The 16,077-nt window shown below is 70.1% G+C and carries 16 protein-coding genes; 5 read left to right on the top strand and 11 right to left on the bottom strand.

The genetic code is table 11. From position 1 onward, the window contains the following. Positions 1-182: 182 nt before the first annotated feature. The 7 genes from ABZ471_RS08110 to ABZ471_RS08080 all read right to left on the bottom strand — a co-directional run bounded on the left by ABZ471_RS08110 (position 183) and on the right by ABZ471_RS08080 (position 6,180). On the bottom strand, positions 183-428 hold the full coding sequence (locus ABZ471_RS08110) for a hypothetical protein (RefSeq protein ID WP_359063701.1): 246 nt from the start codon (positions 426-428) through the stop codon (positions 183-185). Between the two features lie 229 nt (positions 429-657). Next, on the bottom strand, positions 658-2,040 hold the full coding sequence (locus ABZ471_RS08105; RefSeq protein WP_359063699.1) for a condensation domain-containing protein: 1,383 nt from the start codon (positions 2,038-2,040) through the stop codon (positions 658-660). Between the two features lie 130 nt (positions 2,041-2,170). Next, complete coding sequence (locus ABZ471_RS08100) at positions 2,171-3,130, bottom strand: D-2-hydroxyacid dehydrogenase family protein (protein WP_359063697.1); 960 nt, start codon at positions 3,128-3,130, stop codon at positions 2,171-2,173. A 187-nt stretch (positions 3,131-3,317) separates the two neighbouring features. Continuing rightward, positions 3,318-4,184 carry a tyrosinase family protein gene (locus ABZ471_RS08095; protein WP_359063695.1) on the bottom strand — a complete coding sequence of 289 codons (867 nt, stop codon included), beginning with the start codon at positions 4,182-4,184 and terminating at the stop codon, positions 3,318-3,320. Continuing rightward, positions 4,168-4,665, bottom strand: coding sequence for a tyrosinase cofactor (locus ABZ471_RS08090; RefSeq protein WP_359063693.1), 498 nt, complete (start codon positions 4,663-4,665; stop codon positions 4,168-4,170). Before ABZ471_RS08090 ends, ABZ471_RS08095 begins: the two co-directional genes overlap by 17 nt. A 134-nt stretch (positions 4,666-4,799) precedes the next feature. After that, positions 4,800-5,399: a vitamin K epoxide reductase family protein gene (locus ABZ471_RS08085; RefSeq protein WP_359063691.1), complete on the bottom strand. Its 600-nt coding sequence runs from the start codon at positions 5,397-5,399 to the stop codon at positions 4,800-4,802. A 37-nt stretch (positions 5,400-5,436) separates the two neighbouring features. Next, positions 5,437-6,180: a hypothetical protein gene (locus ABZ471_RS08080; protein WP_359063689.1), complete on the bottom strand. Its 744-nt coding sequence runs from the start codon at positions 6,178-6,180 to the stop codon at positions 5,437-5,439. A gap of 290 nt (positions 6,181-6,470) precedes the next feature. Between ABZ471_RS08080 and ABZ471_RS08075 the strand changes: the two genes are divergently transcribed. After that, on the top strand, positions 6,471-8,390 hold the full coding sequence (locus tag ABZ471_RS08075) for an AMP-dependent synthetase/ligase (RefSeq protein ID WP_359063687.1): 1,920 nt from the start codon (positions 6,471-6,473) through the stop codon (positions 8,388-8,390). Between the two features lie 378 nt (positions 8,391-8,768). Here the strand turns inward: ABZ471_RS08075 and ABZ471_RS08070 are convergent, their stop codons facing one another. After that, positions 8,769-8,897, bottom strand: a complete 129-nt coding sequence (locus tag ABZ471_RS08070; protein ID WP_359063685.1) for a hypothetical protein — start codon at positions 8,895-8,897, stop codon at positions 8,769-8,771. Positions 8,898-8,907: 10 nt separating this feature from the next. Between ABZ471_RS08070 and ABZ471_RS08065 the strand changes: the two genes are divergently transcribed. Continuing rightward, a complete protein-coding gene (locus ABZ471_RS08065) occupies positions 8,908-9,279 on the top strand; it encodes a hypothetical protein (protein ID WP_359063683.1) in 372 nt (123 codons plus the stop codon). 67 nt (positions 9,280-9,346) lie between these two features. Here the strand turns inward: ABZ471_RS08065 and ABZ471_RS08060 are convergent, their stop codons facing one another. Next, entirely contained in the window at positions 9,347-10,219 is an 873-nt protein-coding gene (locus ABZ471_RS08060) for a beta-1,6-N-acetylglucosaminyltransferase (protein WP_359063680.1), read from the bottom strand. Between the two features lie 254 nt (positions 10,220-10,473). Here ABZ471_RS08060 and ABZ471_RS08055 point away from each other — a divergent pair, with 254 nt between their 5' ends. The 3 genes from ABZ471_RS08055 to ABZ471_RS08045 are packed head-to-tail and all read left to right on the top strand — an operon-like array spanning position 10,474 to position 13,653. Next, complete coding sequence (locus ABZ471_RS08055) at positions 10,474-11,946, top strand: sugar transferase (RefSeq protein WP_359063678.1); 1,473 nt, start codon at positions 10,474-10,476, stop codon at positions 11,944-11,946. A 13-nt stretch (positions 11,947-11,959) separates the two neighbouring features. Beyond that, positions 11,960-12,526 carry a putative colanic acid biosynthesis acetyltransferase gene (locus ABZ471_RS08050; protein ID WP_359063676.1) on the top strand — a complete coding sequence of 189 codons (567 nt, stop codon included), beginning with the start codon at positions 11,960-11,962 and terminating at the stop codon, positions 12,524-12,526. Beyond that, positions 12,523-13,653 (top strand): glycosyltransferase, encoded by a 1,131-nt coding sequence (locus tag ABZ471_RS08045; protein ID WP_359063674.1) that lies wholly within the window; start codon positions 12,523-12,525, stop codon positions 13,651-13,653. The genes ABZ471_RS08050 and ABZ471_RS08045 overlap by 4 nt, the downstream gene beginning before the upstream one ends. A gap of 127 nt (positions 13,654-13,780) precedes the next feature. Here the strand turns inward: ABZ471_RS08045 and ABZ471_RS08040 are convergent, their stop codons facing one another. Together ABZ471_RS08040 and ABZ471_RS08035 are read right to left on the bottom strand one after the other, a co-directional pair. Continuing rightward, positions 13,781-14,971 carry a glycosyltransferase family 4 protein gene (locus tag ABZ471_RS08040; RefSeq protein ID WP_359063672.1) on the bottom strand — a complete coding sequence of 397 codons (1,191 nt, stop codon included), beginning with the start codon at positions 14,969-14,971 and terminating at the stop codon, positions 13,781-13,783. Positions 14,972-14,999: 28 nt separating this feature from the next. Further along, the gene (locus ABZ471_RS08035) at positions 15,000-15,980 is read right to left on the bottom strand and encodes an NAD-dependent epimerase/dehydratase family protein (protein ID WP_359063670.1); all 981 of its coding nucleotides are present in this window, start codon (positions 15,978-15,980) and stop codon (positions 15,000-15,002) included. Positions 15,981-16,077 lie beyond the last annotated feature (97 nt).

Below are 16,077 nucleotides of genomic sequence, written 5' to 3'. Positions count from 1 at the left end.
CCTGCGGCATACGCCTGGGTGACGCCGGTACAGGTCACGGCGAGGCCGCCGATGAGCCCCGAGATGGCCGCGATCTTCTTCCCACTGAACATGTGATGCGTTTCCTTTGCGAGGGGCGGGACCCTTCGGGGGGTGACCCCGAAGGGCTCCGCGGAAGGTCGAACGCGGTGACGCCGCCGACCTCAGCCAGTGAATGCGTTGTTGAACTGGCCGCAGGTGGTGTGCAGGGTCTGGGCGAGACCGAGCACGCCGATCGGGATGCTGCCTTCGGCCGCCGTCTGCGGGCTGCACTCCTGGTAGGGGCGGTAGAGGTCGTTCACCTCCAGTCCGCCGCCGCCGTGCGCGTAGGCGGTACCGGCGCCCGCACCGATGGCGGACAGACCGCCGGCGGCCACTGCTGCGATCACGACCTGCTGAAGCTTGCGCATGGAACCCTCGGTTCTTCATTGCCTGTACGTCGAGGCTGATTGCCTACCGTGACTGAACGAACACTATCAGTAGTGATTCGAGGTATTCCACATCGGTGGATATCCGTGTCCCGGCGGGTACATGGCCTGCACAAATCGCCAAGTACGCTTTCGCAAGCCCGTGTTGAGCATCCCCGATAAAGCGATCAGCACAATGAGGTAAACCAACACCAGCGTAAAATAGGGATAGTTATCCACGTCCGGGCACGGAAAGGATCAGGTCCCGCATCGCCTCGACGTACCGCTGCATGTTCTTGTACGCCGCGTCGGTGTCCGGGTAGCGGCAGCCGAACCACAGACCCTCGTGCAGGCGGTTGAACCAGGCGCACACCTGGTCCCCGTACGACACCCGGAGCAGCCCGTACGCCTTCCGCTCGGTCCATCGTTCGGAGCCGGGGACGACGCGGGCGTCGACGTACGAGACGATCGAGTACAGGTCGGGCGAGGTCGGCCGGAAGTCCGCGCCGAGCAGGCGCAGCACCCGGGCCAACGGCATTCGCGCGAGCGGGCGGTTGGCCTGCAGTTCGGCGCGCACCGTGGTGAGTGCCTCGTCGAAGTCCCGCGCCGCCGGCACCTCGATCGGCGCGCCGCCGACGTACCAGCCCACGGAGTCCGACCAGGTGGACTTCAGCCGGGTGTGGAACGGCACGACCGTGCGGTAGACCGGCTGCCCGCCGATCTCGTGGACGATCATGCTGGTCGCGGCCAGGACTCCCACAAGACTGCCGCCGTAGCGCCTGCAGTACGCCTCGAAAGCGACGGCGGCGTCCGCGTCCACGAGCCACTCGCGCATGAGCTTCTGCACGGGCAGCCCGCCCTCGGGAGCCAGACCGAGATCGACGGGGAAGTTCGGCAGCTTGCCGTCGCAGCGGCCGATGAACTCCCGCCAGCGGGCGACGATCGCGTGCGAGTCGTCGATCCCGTCCGCGTTCGCCCGTTCCAATTCGCAGAAGTCGACATAGCTGCCGACCGGCGTCACGGACACGGTGCGGCCGGCGAGCTGCGCCGTGTACAGCTCATGGATCTCGTCCGGGATGCGATGCAGGGAGTAGGCATCGACGTTGGTGTGGTCGAAAGCCAGGTACACGCTGGTGGAGTCGTCGCGGACCACTGCGGCGTAGATGAGGTTCGGCCAGCCCAGTGCGTCCGCCGCCACGTCGAATCGGTCCTGCAGGTGCCGGACCAGCGTGCCCGCGTCGGCGAAGTCGCCGACCACCTCGCGGCGCAGCGCCACGTCGTGCTCGTCGAGCGTGAACCGGTGCATCTCGTCGCCGGCCCACCGGAAGCCGCTGCGCAGCGTCTCGTGCCGCAGCGTCCAGCCGCGCAGCGCCTCCTCCAGCGCGTCGAGGTCGGCCCGGCCCGGCAGGTCGAAGGCGGTGCCCAACCAGGTCGGCACGAACAGGCCGTCCTCGCGCACCGACCGCGCCGTTCTGATGTGCGACTCCTGGTTGTACGCCGGCGGCCGTGAGTCCGTCGGACGCGTGGCCGCCGCCGCGACGGTCGCCGGGCTGAACGTCCACTCGACAAGCCGTCCGGGCCGCACCTCGCAGCGCTGGATGTCAGAAATTCGCACGGGGCGTCTCCGTTCGCAGAAGGCACAGAATCGATCAAGGGATGCCGTGCGCGCGGACAGTTGCGGCCGTGTCGCCGACTTTCAGCGGAACGTGTGGCGTATCGAACGGTGAAGCGATCGGCCGCCGGGATCAGCCGAGCCGGCGTACCGGGGAACCTGCCAGGAATGCCTGGATGTCCTCCACGGCCTGGCCGTAGTACGTCGCGTAGTTGGCCTGCGACACATAGCCCAGGTGCGGGGTGGCGAGCAGGCGCGGAGCGGTGCGCATGGGGTGGTCCGCGGGCAGCGGTTCGACGTCGAAGACGTCCACGCCGGCGCCGGCGATCCGCCCCTCGTGCAGGGCCGCGAGCAACGCGTCCTGGTCGACGAGGCCCGCGCGTGAGGTGTTGATCAGATAGGCCGTCGGTTTGAGCAGGGCGAGTTCGGCCGCGCCGAGCAGCCCGCGGGTGCGGTCGCCGAGCTTGAGGTGGAGGGAGACGAAGTCGCTGGTCTCCAGGAGTTCCTCCTTGGAGGCGGCCAGTTCGACGCCGACCTCGTCGGCACGCTCCTTGGTGAGGTTCTGGCTCCAGGCGCCGACCTGCATCCCGAAGGCGAGGCCGACTTGGGCGACCCGGCTGCCGATGTTGCCGAGACCGAGCAGGCCGAGGCGGCGACCGTGCAGGTCGGCACCGACGGTGGACTGCCAGGGGCCGCCCGTGCGCAGCGCACCGTTCTCGGTCACCAGGTTGCGGGCGAGGCCCAGCAGGAGCGCCCAGGTCAGTTCGAGGGGCGGGGTGGAGGAGCTGGCCGTCCCGCACACCGTCACTCCGTTGCGGTCGGCGGCGGCGTGGTCGAGCGCGGAGTTGCGCATGCCGGAGGCGACGAGCAGCTTCAGGCGGGGCAGGCGGTCGAGCAGGGATGCCGGGAACGGAACGCGTTCGCGCAGGGTGACGACGATGTCGAAGTCGGCCAGTACACCTGCGAGTTCGTTCTCGTCGGCGATGTGCTCGCGCAGGCTCACGACCTCGACGCGGTCCTGGACGGCCGACCAGTCGGCGGACGAGAGCGCGACGTTCTGGAAGTCGTCGAGCACGGCACAGCGCAGTCGCATGTCGGTTGTCTCCCCGGTGAGTGTGGTTCGTGGTGGCGCCGAGGGGACCGTACCGTCCGGTCCGGGCGGTCAAGTCGGCCACCCCGACGCCCTGTTCGGCACGGGTCGTCCGCACACCGGGCGTGCGGAGGAGCCCGGCACTCGATCACCGGGGCTCTTCCCGCACCGTGTCTCCCGCGAACCGGCCTCACTCGTAGCGGTAGATCCCGCTCAGGTCCTCCAGTTGGTCCGGGGTCTCGTCCCACGGCGGCAGCCGCTCGTGCCGGGCCACGATCCGGTGGTGCTGGGCATCGCGCGCACCGGGCGGCGCGGCCGGGAGGTAGCGGTGGTCGCGATGCCGCTGGCGCCAGCGGGTCCACTGCAGGTCGACGAAGGCGTGGTGCAGCCAGAAGACGGGGTCGTTGACGGCGGCGCCGCCGAGCATCACTCCGCCGACCCAGCGGTGCACCCGGTTGTGATTGCGCCAGGAGACGCTTCCCCGGCCCACCCCCCACCCCTCCAGGGTGTTGCGGAACCCCTTGGCCACCGTCGAGTCCCAGGGCGCCGTGTCGTAGACCGGGTCGGCCAGGGCCGACTCCAGCTCACGGCCGGTCGGCAGCTGGAGCGGGTTGCGGGCGCGGCCGAGGTCGCGGGTCAGGTACTCCCCGCTGGTCACGCCCTCGGTGATTCTCCAGTGGCCCGCCCGGAAGGCGAACGGGCCGTTCATCACCTGCCGGTCCGAGCGCCGGCCGTTGCCGCCGAGCAGGTCGTCGGTCCAGGGCAGGGAGGTGGCCGTGCGGTCGCGGGTCCAGTCCCAGTACGGCACCGTCACCGACGCGTCCACCCGGCGCAGCGCCCGCTCCAGCTCCAGCAGCAACTTGCGGTGCCAGGGCAGAAAAGAGGGCGCCATGTGGGCGGTGCGCAGCCCTTTCTCGCCGTCGGGCTTGTAGTGCGCGATGTGCATCCGTACGAACTCGTCGTACTCGCCGCGCCGCTTGACCTCCAGCAGGGCGCTCACGAACCGTTGCCGCTCGGTGCGGGTCAGCCTGCTGACGTTCTTACGCGTGTACGCCATGCTCGCCACCCCCGTGCGTCGGCCCCCCGCTCATCGGTCCCGGTGCCAGATCACGCAGCTGTTCTCCGGGATTCAGCTCGTCGACCGCCCCGCGGGCCGCGGCGAGCGGGGTCGGGTACGAGCGGTAGTGGTCGACCATGCTCAGCCAGCTGCCGTCGGCGCGGCGCATCAGGTGCAGCGGCCGGCCGTCGATCGTGACCTCCCACCGGCCGCCGACGGCCCGCCGTGCGGTGCCGACCTCGACGCCGCGGATGCGGCGGCCGTGGTACGTCTCGTCGAAATCGTCGGCCTGCCGGCCGTCGTCCGGGGTACGCGGGGGTCGCCCGCAGGCCGCGGCCACCGGGGCGAGCGCCACGGCGGCGGCCGAGGCGAGCAGCCTGCGCGCCATGTCCCGCCGTGTTCTGCCCGGGGACCGCGCTCCGCCCGCGACCGGCGTGCCGCGCTGCCCGCCCACCGGCACTCCGCCGACGCCTAGGACCATCGTTCACTCCTCGTCCGGTTCGGTTGTCCGAAGCGGTAACCGACGGACGGCCCTCCCGGTCACCGACGTGCGGCCGGACCGGTGACGGCAGCGCCGGAGCCGTCGGCGGAACGGACCGCGCCCGGTGCCGCAGGTCAGCCGGTCCAGAAGTCCCACCAGCGGGTCAGAACCAGCATGCCGACGATTCCGATGTGCAGCAGTGGCAGCACCCAGGTGAACTCGGCGAGGAACGCCCGCAGCGGGGCCGGTGCGGGCAGGAACCGGTGTCGTACGGCGAACGACGTCACGTACCAGAACATGAGGATCGTGGCGACCCACGCCAGACAGCACCACAGGCACAGCGCGTTGATCCGGTACAGCGACTCGAACTGCAGCCACGACACGAACCCGACCCCGAACAGACAGCCCGCGTCGAAGGTCAGCCAGTACCAGCGGGGGAAGGCGGCACCGGCCAGCAGGCTCATGCCGACGCAGATCACGACGCCGTAGGCCACCAGACCGAGCATCGGGTTGGGGAACCCGAAGGCCGAGGCCTGCGCGCTCTTCATGACGCTGCCGCAGGACACCACCGGGTTCAGGCTGCACCCCGGCGTGAAGTTCGGGTTCTCGAGCAGTTTGAACTTGTCGAGGGTGATGACCCAGGAGGCCAGCAGCCCGGCCGCGCCCGTGAGCACCAGGAGCAGCGCGAGGCCACGGCCGCCGCCTGCCGCCCGGGTCGCCGGCGCCGCCGCCATCAGACGCGCGGCCGGGCCGGAAGGTCCGGCCGGTCCGTCACGAGTTCGGCAGTGTCGGGGTGGGCACGGGCAACGAGGGCACCGGCAGCGAGGGCACCGGGAGGGGCAGGCCAGGCAGCGAGGGGAGGGTCGGCAACCCGGGCAGGTTGGGTACGGGCAGGCCGGCGCCGAGCAGCAGGACGGCGAGGTAGTTGACGAGACCCGTCAGCACTGCGGTGAGCGCCGGGACGACCTGGGTGGCGTCGCCGGAGGTGACGGCCTTCAGAAGGGCGTCCAGCGCCTTGGTGAGCGCGGCGAGCGCGTCGGCCGCGAGGTCGGCCCGCTCCTTGGCGCCCGGTGCCTTGGCGTCGCTGCCGGTCTTGTCGAACAGGGACAGCGGGCCCGAGGCCGTGGGTGTGGCCGTGGGTGTGGCCGTGGGTGTGGCCGTGGGTGTGGCCGTGGGTGTGGCCGTCGGGGTGGCCGGCACTGCCGACGTCACCTTGGCGATGGCGTCCTTGGCGGCCTGGACGAGCGCGGTCGCCTGGTCCGTGGGGAGCTGGCCGTTGTCGGCCTTGAGCACCGCGTTGAGCAGGTCGGTGACCGGGGTGAGCACGATCCCGAGGTTGGCGAGGACCGTGACCTGTGCGAGAAGCGCGTCCGCGCCGGGGACGGGCGCCTGGGACGCCGCACGGACGCGCTCCCGCGTGGAGTCGGCCGCGACCGCGGCCGGGCCGGTGATGCCGGCCAGGAGAGCGGCGCAGAGCGCGGTGGACGCGATACGCCGGACGGGCAGACCACCCATGGTGGTTCCTTTCAAAGGTGTGTCAGATCTTGTGCCCACCGTGAAATCACCCACCATCATCTGCAACCGATCAAGCGCGCCGCCTACCCGACCGACTCTCAGAAACACCGGATCCCCCCTGGTCAGACGACCCGTCAGAGCCATCCCGGGGATTCGGTGAACCGCCCGCCCATTCGGGGCAACGCCCCTTGTGATTCCGTATGCCGGCCCCATTGACCAACTCCTACGCGCGAGTAAGTTGACGTTGCAGACGCCGCAGCACGTCAGCCGAGCCGCGACCGGGAGCCGTCATGGGCGTACGCAGGGATCTGAAACGGGCGCGGCAGCACGCCGACTTGGCGGCGCGTACGCGGGTCGAGCTGGTCAGGGACGAGACCGGCACGGTGCACGAGGTCCGCACGGCTCCCCTGGCGCCCCGCAGCACCGGGGGCAGCACCGCGGACATCCCGTTCACCAACGCGGAAAAGGCCCCCGGCGCCGTGGTCCTGCGCCGCCGGGAGAACGGCGCCTGGCACCCGGTGACCGCCGCGGCCTTCGCCCGCGAGGTCGCTGCCACCGCCAAGGGGCTGATCGCCGCCGGCCTCGAACCCGGAGGCCGCGTCGCCGTGATGTCCCGCACCCGTTACGAGTGGACGGTTCTGGACTTCGCGATCTGGGCCGCCGGCGGCCAGACCGTCCCGGTCTACGCGACCTCCTCCGCCGAGCAGGTGGAGTGGATCGTCCGCGACTCCGGTGCCCGCTTCGTCGTCACCGAGACCGCCGAGAACGCCGGGACGGTCGTCACCGGCACGGCCGGCCACCCCGAACCCCCACGCATCTGGCGGCTCGACGCGCAGGCGCTGACCGAACTCGTCGCCCTGGGCCGGGACATCCCCGACGAGGAGGTCACCAAGCGCCGTACGGCCCTGACGCCCGACGCGGTGGCCACGATCTGCTACACGTCCGGCACCACCGGACGGCCCAAGGGCTGCGTTCTCACCCACGCCAACCTGCACGCCGAGGCCGCCAACACCGTCGAGCTGCTCCACCCGATCTTCGAGGAGGTCACCGGACAGGTCGCCTCCACCCTTCTCTTCCTGCCGCTCGCGCACATCCTGGGCCGCACCCTGCAGATCGCCTGTCTGCTGGCCCGGATCGAGCTGGGCCACTGCCCGAGCATCAAGCCGGACGAACTGCGCCCGATGCTCAAGGAGTTCCGGCCCACCTTCCTGGTCGGAGTGCCGTACCTCTTCGAGAAGATCCACGACACCGGGCGCGCCACCGCCGAGAAGATCGGCCGGGGTGCGTCCTTCGACCGCGCGGACCGCATCGGCGTGCGCTTCGGGGAGGCGTACCTGAACAAGTTCCTCGGCACGGGCAAGGGCCCGGGGATCGGCCTGTACGCCGCGTGGGCGCTGTACGACCTGCTGGTCTACCGGCGCATCCGCAAGGAACTCGGCGGCCGGATGCGCTACGCCATCAGCGGGGGCTCGCCGCTCGACCGCAACCTCAACCTCTTCTTCTACGCGGCCGGCATCATCGTCTACGAGGGCTTCGGCCTCACCGAGACCACCGCCGCCGCCACCATCGTGCCGCCGCTGAAGCCGCGTCCCGGCACGGTCGGCCTGCCGGTCCCCGGCACCGCGGTCCGTATCGCCGACGACGGAGAAGTCCTCGTCAAGGGCGGGGTGGTCTTCGGGGCGTACCGGAACAACCCCGCGGCCACGGACGCTGTGCTCACCGACGGGTGGTTCGCCACCGGCGACCTCGGCTCCCTCGACGGCGACGGCTATCTCACCATCACCGGCCGCAAGAAGGACATCCTCATCACCTCCGGCGGCAAGAACGTCTCCCCGGCCGTCCTCGAGGACCGCCTGCGCAGCCGCCCGCCCATCGGCCAGTGCCTCGTCGTCGGCGACAACCGCCCCTTCGTCGCCGCTCTCGTCACCCTCGACCCCGAGGCGGTGGCCCACTGGCTGTCGGTGCGCAGACTGCCCCCGGACACGCCGATGTCGGAGGTCCTCCGGGACCCGCGGATGCGTGCCGATGTGCAGCGGGCCGTGGACTACGCCAACGAGGCCGTCTCACGTGCCGAGTCGATCCGCGGCTTCGCGCTGGTCGAGGGCGAGTTCAGCGAGGAGAACGGGCTGCTCACCCCGTCCCTGAAGGTCAAGCGGCATGCGGTGATGACCGCGTACGCGGAACGGATCGATGCGCTGTACGGCGGGTGAGCCCGTCGGGTAGACGGGCGATCGGGTGAATTCCCTTGCATTTTACGCTTTCCGGTTTCTTCGGACGTCCATATCTCGTTCACAGTCTGCAGGTCGTGGCACGTGTGAACGTGCGGCATCACGGTGCCTGCGACGACCCTGCGGAACCCGGCGATCGGCAAGACCCGCATCAACGACCTTCGCCGGCTTCGCATTTCCCTCCGAGAGGAAGACAACGAGAGTGCGACAGACCCTGAGCAAGGGATTGGTCGTGGCCGCCGCCGCGACAAGCGTCCTGTCTCTGTATGGCACATGGGCGTCCGCGGATTCCCGCACGCACGGGACCCCGGGGGACTCAGCCGCTGCACTGTCGGGCAATGCGGTTCAGGATCCGGCGCCTCAGCCGCTGACCGGAGACCGCACGTTCGCGAGCCGCACCGACGTGGCCGCCGTCACCTCGGCTGCACGAGCGGTCGCGCGGCAGGCGCGCGGGGTGGCGTCGGACGGCACGACCCCGGCTGCCGTCACCCCTTCGAAGGTGCCGAGCACCCCTCCCGCCTCCAAGGCTCCGAGCACCCCCTCCTCCGACGAGGGCTACGGCGACGACGAGCCGAGTACTCCTTCCTACGGGTACGGGGGCTACGGCGAGGACGAGCCCTGCGACTGCTACGGCGAGGAGGAGACGCCCACGCCCACACCCACCCCCACGAAGCCGCCCACGAAGGAGACCACCCCACCGCCCACGCCTGCCCCGTCGAAGACACCGCCCGCGAAGTCGACCCCGCCCGCGCCTCCCGAGATGGCCGAGACCGGTGCTGAGAGCACCATCGGGGCCGTGGCCGCCAGCGGGGCGCTGCTGGCCGCCGGAACCGTCCTGTACCGGCGGGGCCGGGCCGCGTCCCGTCGGTAGTGCACCGGGTGCCGGACGCCTCGCGTCCGGCACCCGCCAGCTCTCTTCGGTCCCGGTGAGAACCAGGTCACGATCGTCTGTCGAGAGCGTCGAGCAGCTCCGCCGACCGCGATGAGCCGACCTTGCGGACGAAGAACATCCGGGAGGCTTCGATCGCCGGGAGGTCGGCGAGGGTCCTCGTGCCCGTGAGCAGCCGGTCCAGGTAGTGGAAGTTGGTGAAGTCGGCGGTGACGCGCCCGCCCCTCGGCCGGAGTTCGGGATCCTCCACCTCGTTGCGCCAGCCGCTGTTCCACAGAAGCGTGTGGAAGAACATCTCGTCGGGTGCAAGCGTCGTACGGAACAGGCTCTCCCAGTAGGGGTCCTCGGCCTTGCCCAGCAGGTCCGCGACGCAGTCGGCGGTCAACGCCGTCCACTGGCTTCCCGCCACCGGCACGATGTCACCGAAGACGGAACGCCTGCGTCGAGGGGCGAGCTCCGAGATCATTCTGCGCAGCAGGGCGCGAGGAAGGTAGGTCGGGCCCGGCCCGATCGGTAGCGCGTCCAGATACCACCGCTTGAGAACTCGTCCCTCGTAGGCCGCGCCGTCGAACAGCGGTGCCGTCCGGCAGTGCTGCCGGAACGGGCTCGAGGCAAGATGGTCGGCGAATTCACCCACCGGCCGGGCGGGATAGCACTGCCCGGACAGCAGGACGATGTGATCGCACGGTTGCGCCAGCTCCAGCGCGGTGCGGTACAGAGCGAGCGTTGCGCGGACGACGGAGAAACCTCCCCATCGCACAGCGACCCGCTCTCGGACGTAACCGACTCGAGGCACCCCCGCGAAGTCGTCACCTCGTGACCGGGCGTCCACGTGGACGACCACCGGGTACGGCGCCAGCCGCTCGACCAGCCGGGCGAACAGCTCGGGCTGAGCGTGGGCGAGCACGGCAAATACCGGCATCGTTCTTTCCTCCCTCGGTCTATCGGCCTCTCCCTTACGGTGATCGCGCGGCCGTGTGTCGCCTCGCGGGCTCGCTGGCGCGCGGCAGGGATGTCCCTCGAATGGCACGTCACCGAAGGCCGCACCGGCACCGACTCGACTGATGAGCCGTCAATGTCCTGACCACACCCTCGTACCGAATGACATTGTTTTGTGAAGAATGCCTGATATAAGTAGTGGCCGACGAGAGCGACTGGGGGTTCCAAAGGAGAGCCATGGGGCGGTCCACCAACGCAGTGTCTGGGCAGGCGCCCTTCTCCACGCCGTACAGAACTCTTCACCGCGCGGGCACGCGGACTACTGGGTACGGCGCGCTCTCCGTCTGTGTGGATCTCGCCGGGGCGGTGCTGCCCGTGACGGCGGCGATCACGCAGGGCCGGGAGCAGCGTGCGCTGCTCCTGGCCGCTGCCACCGCTGTGCTGTGGCCACTGATCGGGCTGGCGAGCAAGCGCTACGCGTCCGGGGCCTGGGCCGACGCGGCCGGTCTGCGGGCCGTCCTGAGGGACTGGCTGATCCTGGTCGGTGCCCTGGCGGTACTGCATGTGCTGTGGGGAGTGGACAACGGCCCCATCGAGTCCTTCACCGCACTGCTGCCCGCGCTGCTCCTCACCGCGACGTGTCAGAAGGTGATCCGCCGCCGGCTGCGGGCCGCATGCAGGGACGCCCGCGTCCTGCGTCGCGTCCTGGTCGTCGGCGAAGGCCCGCTGGTGGACGCCGTGGTCGCGCAGCTCGCCCAGCGCACTGACCACGGATACGTCGTCGTCGGCGCCTGTGCGGTGGGCGAGTGCCCGGTGTCCTCGGGTGTCGCCGTGTGCGTACGGCTGGCCGGTGAAGCGCCTCAGCCGCCGGAGACGGACGCAGCGGGGGTGCTCGGCGCCGTCGACGAACTCGCCGCCGATCTGGTCTTCGTGGCGGTGAGCCGCCATATGTCGGGCGAACGGCTGCGCCGGCTGTCCTGGGCGCTGCACGACCGGGGCTGCCCCCTCGTCGTGCTGCCCGGCATCGTCGACGTCGCCCGCCGTCGGCTCCGGACGACCTCTGCCGCCGGACTGGCGATGCTGCACATCGCACCGCCGGCGCGCCGCGGAATTCCGGCACTGTTCAAGGCCGTCGTGGACCGGGTGGGCGCCCTGCTGCTGATCGTCCTGCTCTCTCCCCTGCTGTTCGCCGTTGCGCTGGCGGTGCGGCTCGGCTCACCGGGTCCCGCCCTGTACCGACAGACGCGCGTGGGCCGGTGCCACACGCATTTCTCCATGTGGAAGTTCCGCACCATGGTGGTGGATGCGGACCGTCTCAAGAACGAGCTGGAGGAGGCGAACGAGAGCGACGGGCACATGTTCAAGATGCGTCGTGACCCACGGATCACCCCGGTCGGACGCTTCCTGCGCCGCTACTCGCTCGACGAGCTGCCCCAGCTGTTCAACGTCCTGCTCGGCCACATGTCGCTGGTCGGGCCGCGCCCCCCGCTGCCCGAAGAGGTCGTCAAGTACAACCCGGTGGAACGGCGCCGGCTCACCGTCAAACCGGGGCTGACGGGACTGTGGCAGGTGAGCGGACGAGCGGATCTCTCCTGGAACGAGACCGTCGCGCTCGACCTGCGGTACATCGACAACTGGTCCCTGGCCGGGGACGTCAATGTGATGGCACGCACCGTGCGAGCGGTACTGGACGGCCAGGGCGCCTACTGAAAGGTACAGCGTCATGGCAGCGACATGGTCCCTGCGCGGCTTCACCGGTGCCGGATACGACAAGGGGCGGCCCCTGCTCGTCCAGGCCGCCTGGTTCGCCGTCCTTCACCTCGTCTTCGTCAAGTGGTGGTTCCCGGCGCGCTGGCGTCCGGTGCTGCTGCGCGCCTTCGGCGCCCGCATCGGACAGCGGGTGCTGATCCGGCAGGGAGTACGGGTGCACTGGCCGTGGAAGCTGGACGTCGGCGACGACGTGTGGATCGGCGAGTCCGCCTGGATCCTCAACCTGGAACACGTCACGATCGGCAGCGACTGCTGCGTCTCGCAGAGCGCGCTGCTGTGCACGGGCAGCCATCTCCGTCGGTCCGCCACGTTCGAGTTCGACAACGGCCCCATCCAACTGAAGCCGGGCAGCTGGGTCGCTGCCCGGGCGGTCGTCCTGCGCGGCGTCACCGTGGGTCCGGGCGCCGTGGTCGGCGCCGGCGCCGTGGCACACCGGGACCTGGCCACGGGCACGGTCCTGACGCCGGGCGGTACGCCGGCATCGATCCCGTCCGCATCCACGAAAGGAGCCAGGGCATGAGAGTGGTCCAGGTGGTCACGCTCGTCAGTGAGGGCGGAGCCTTCGGGGGTCCGCCGAGCGTGGCGGTCGCCCAACTGCAGGAGATGGCCGCACGGGGTCACGACGTGGAGCTGGTGGCATTGTGGCGGGGCAGAACGCCGGCCCCTCGACGCATCGGCGGCGTCCCCTTCGTCTCCCGCCGGGCGCGGACCGTTGTCCCGGGCCGGGGATATCTCGGCCTCATGCACCCGTTGCTGCTGTGGGACCTCTGGCATGCCATGGGGCGCGCCGAGATGGTGCACCTGCACACGGGAAGGGACCTCGTGTCCTTGGCCGCGCTCGCCGTCGCCCGGCTGCGGCGCACCGGCTTCGTCGTCCAGACACACGGCATGGTCGAGCCGCGGACGAGTGTCGCCGCGCGCCTCTTCGACCGCGTCTACGTCCCCTTGGTCCGGCGAGCACGTTGCTGCCTCGCGCTCATCGAGGAGGAGCAGCGGGCCCTGACCACGGTGCTCGGGCCGAAGGCGCCACCGCTGCTGAGGCTGGGCAACGGTATGCCCGCGCCCCGCCAGGGGGCCGACGAGCGACCGCGCGACGGCCACCAGGTGCTCTTCCTCGCCCGGCTCCACCCGCGCAAACGCCCGGACAAGTTCGTCGAGATGGCTGCCCTGGTCCACAAGGAGATCCCCGAGGCGCGGTTCACCCTCTACGGAACCGACGAGGGGTCGCTGCAGCAGGTGAATCAGCTCATCACCGACCGCGGGCTGGACGACGTCGTCCGCTACGGCGGTGCACTGGACCACTCTGCGGCGCTGGAGGCCTACCGCAGGGCCACCGTCTACGTCCTGCCCAGCGTGAACGAGCCGTTCGGCATGACCGTTCTGGAAGCACTGGCCGAAGGAACACCCGTCGTGTGCACGGAGAGCTGCGGCATCGCGGAGGAACTGACCCGCAGACAAGCCGCGATGGTCACCGACGGCAGCCCGCAGGCCCTGGCCACGGCGGTGATCCAGCTCCTCGGCGACGAAACGCTGCGCCGCCGGCTGACCGAGGCCGGATACCGGGCGATCGAGGAGGTCTTCTCCATCCGCGCGGTGGTGGACCGCCTGGAGGGGATCTACCGGGGATCGCTCCCGGTGGAGGGATAGGTCTCGGCAGAGGAACCGGCCCCGGCGGTCCCTCTCAACAGGGGCATCGCCCTGCAGAGGTGAGGGCGTCGCCGGCGGACGGTGTCCCGTGGGGAGATCGTCCGCCGGCGGGAACGGCCCTGCCGGCTCAGGTGCCGGTCACCGACCTGAGGATGTCCTCGAAACGGGAGGCGGAGCCCTCCAGGGCGAACTCCCGCTCGGCCAGGACGCGGCTCTGCTTGCCCAGCGACGCGGCGTGTTCCGGGTCGGACAGGACGTCCCGTACCCAGGCGGCGGCGTCCTCCAGCGAGGACTCGTCCGGCGGGAAGACCGCCGAGCCGGCCTGCCGCAACAGCTGGGCGGCCAGGTTGTCGGCGGGCATCAGTCCGAGCACCGGACGCCCGGCACACAGGTACGACAGCGTCTTCGACGGGACCGAGAACATCCCGGCGTGCCCTTCGAGCAGGACGACCAGTACGTCGCCGGTGCCCAGGACCTCGGGCAGCCGCCGGTACGGCTGGAAGGGCAGCAGCGTCAGCTCGATCCCGCGGGCGGCGGCGGCCTCCTTGAGGACGGGCACGGCCGGGCCTTCGTTGACGACGACGAGACGCACCCGCTCGCCCCGGCCGCGCAGGCGCTCCGCCAGCTGTACCAACAGGGCGGGGTTGTGCTTCAGGCCCAGCGTGCCGGCGTAGAGCAGGGTCTTCACGTCGCTCAGCCGCTGCTCGTCCGACCATGCGTTGGCCCTGGTCACGGGAACGATCTCGTCCAGTGGCGCCCAGTTGGGAATCACGGTGACCTTGTCGGCGGTGCCCCACTGCCGGTGGACCTGCACGAAGGAGTCGGCGATCACCACGACCGCCGTGGCCTGCCGTGCCGCCCACTTCTCGCCGGCACCGAACACCCTCGCCGCGATACCCATCGTGCCCGCGACATCGGCCGCGGCGAAGCTCTTGAGCGCGACGGCGGTGATGTCCTGGTGCCACAGCACCCAAGGAATACGCAGTCGCTTCAGGACCGCCGCGGTCACCGCGAGGACCGGGATCGGCAGGTTGGACAGCAGCGCCACATCGGGTCTGGCACGTCCGACCTGCCGGGCCAGCTCGATGCCCAGACGGGTCTCCTGGAAAAGCCGGTGCGCATAGGCCTGCTTCCTCAGAACCGTGCGCTCTCCGATGGTGGCGAAGCGCAGGCCGGCGACGTCCGCCACAAGGTCGCCCTTGCCGCTGAGATAGGCCGCGCAGGTCGAGTGGACCACCGCGTGCCCGCGGCGCGCCAGTTCCCGGCTGAGCTGGGCCTGGAAGGGGTGACCGCTGTAGTCGTGAACGAAGATCCTCATCGGTTGGTCGCGTCCTCGCACCGTCGGCTCAGCCCTGCGAGCGCTTCACCTGGTCGTAGACCCAGGCATAGGTCCGCTCCAGGCCGCTCGCCAGGGAGATCGAGGGCTCCCAGCCGTGGATATCGCGGATCAGGGTGTTGTCGGAGTTGCGGCCGCGTACGCCCTGTGGAGCATCTCTCCTGTAGCTGCGTTCGCAGCGGATGCCCGCGATCTCCTCCACGAGGTCGACGAGCTGATTGATCGTCACCAGCTCCGAGGAGCCCAGGTTGACCGGTTCACCGCTGTCACCGCGCGTGATCATCTGGGTGCCGTGCAGGCAGTCGTCGATGTACATGAACGAGCGGGTCTGCTGTCCGTCGCCCCAGATCTCGATCCGGTGGTCACCGCAGAGCACCGCCTCGGCCACCTTGCGGCACACCGCGGCCGGTGCCTTCTCGCGGCCGCCGGCCCATGTGCCGTGCGGGCCGTAGACGTTGTGGTAGCGGGCGACGCGGGTGGTGAACCCGTAGTCCTCCGCGTAGTGCCGGCACATGCGCTCCGAGAAGAGCTTCTCCCAGCCGTAGCCGTCCTCCGGCTGCGCCGGGTAGGCGTCCTCCTCCTTCAGCGCGGTGACGTTCGGGTCCGTCTGCTTACCGGCGGCGTAGACGCAGGCGGAGGAGGAGTAGAAGTAGCGCTCGGCGCCGGCCTCGTGTGCAGCCCGCAGCATGTGGGTACTGGTGAGCACCGACATCATGCACGCGGCCTTGTTGTTCTCGATGAAGCCCATGCCGCCCATGTCCGCGGCCAGCATGTACACGTGCCGGGCCCCCTGGACGCCACTGCGTGCGCCGTCCAGGAGCGAGAGGTCCGCGATCACGTTCTCGGCGTCCCCGTGGACCTGGTACCACTCGCGCAGGGGCTTGATGTCGATGCAGCGGACCGTCAGCCCCTGGGCCAGAAGGGCGCCCACGAGGTGCCCGCCGATGAATCCCCCGCCACCGGCAACGACGGCGTCGACCTGCTTGTTCATGGACAACTCCTCTGGCGAAGCGGGGACTTGGGGTACGGTCGGCCGCACCCTCACCGGACTTCCGTGCGCACAGAATAGATACTTTTGCCCTATTCGC

Origin of the sequence: Streptomyces sp. NPDC005728 (assembly GCF_040630895.1) — a bacterium.
Classification (GTDB): domain Bacteria; phylum Actinomycetota; class Actinomycetes; order Streptomycetales; family Streptomycetaceae; genus Streptomyces.
Note: the sequence above shows the minus strand (reverse complement) of the source record. Positions and strands in the feature narration are given on the sequence as shown.

Bases quoted from the DNA above. Each gene is read 5' to 3' on its own strand.
- ABZ471_RS08110 (WP_359063701.1), bottom strand. From the start codon at position 428: ATGCGCAAGCTTCAGCAGGTCGTGATCGCAGCAGTGGCCGCCGGCGGT.
- ABZ471_RS08100 (WP_359063697.1), bottom strand. From the start codon at position 3,130: ATGCGACTGCGCTGTGCCGTGCTCGACGACTTCCAGAACGTCGCGCTC.
- ABZ471_RS08095 (WP_359063695.1), bottom strand. From the start codon at position 4,184: ATGGCGTACACGCGTAAGAACGTCAGCAGGCTGACCCGCACCGAGCGG.
- ABZ471_RS08090 (WP_359063693.1), bottom strand. From the start codon at position 4,665: ATGGTCCTAGGCGTCGGCGGAGTGCCGGTGGGCGGGCAGCGCGGCACG.
- ABZ471_RS08085 (WP_359063691.1), bottom strand. From the start codon at position 5,399: ATGGCGGCGGCGCCGGCGACCCGGGCGGCAGGCGGCGGCCGTGGCCTC.
- ABZ471_RS08080 (WP_359063689.1), bottom strand. From the start codon at position 6,180: ATGGGTGGTCTGCCCGTCCGGCGTATCGCGTCCACCGCGCTCTGCGCC.
- ABZ471_RS08075 (WP_359063687.1), top strand. From the start codon at position 6,471: ATGGGCGTACGCAGGGATCTGAAACGGGCGCGGCAGCACGCCGACTTG.
- ABZ471_RS08060 (WP_359063680.1), bottom strand. From the start codon at position 10,219: ATGCCGGTATTTGCCGTGCTCGCCCACGCTCAGCCCGAGCTGTTCGCC.
- ABZ471_RS08055 (WP_359063678.1), top strand. From the start codon at position 10,474: ATGGGGCGGTCCACCAACGCAGTGTCTGGGCAGGCGCCCTTCTCCACG.
- ABZ471_RS08050 (WP_359063676.1), top strand. From the start codon at position 11,960: ATGGCAGCGACATGGTCCCTGCGCGGCTTCACCGGTGCCGGATACGAC.
- ABZ471_RS08045 (WP_359063674.1), top strand. From the start codon at position 12,523: ATGAGAGTGGTCCAGGTGGTCACGCTCGTCAGTGAGGGCGGAGCCTTC.
- ABZ471_RS08040 (WP_359063672.1), bottom strand. From the start codon at position 14,971: ATGAGGATCTTCGTTCACGACTACAGCGGTCACCCCTTCCAGGCCCAG.
- ABZ471_RS08035 (WP_359063670.1), bottom strand. From the start codon at position 15,980: ATGAACAAGCAGGTCGACGCCGTCGTTGCCGGTGGCGGGGGATTCATC.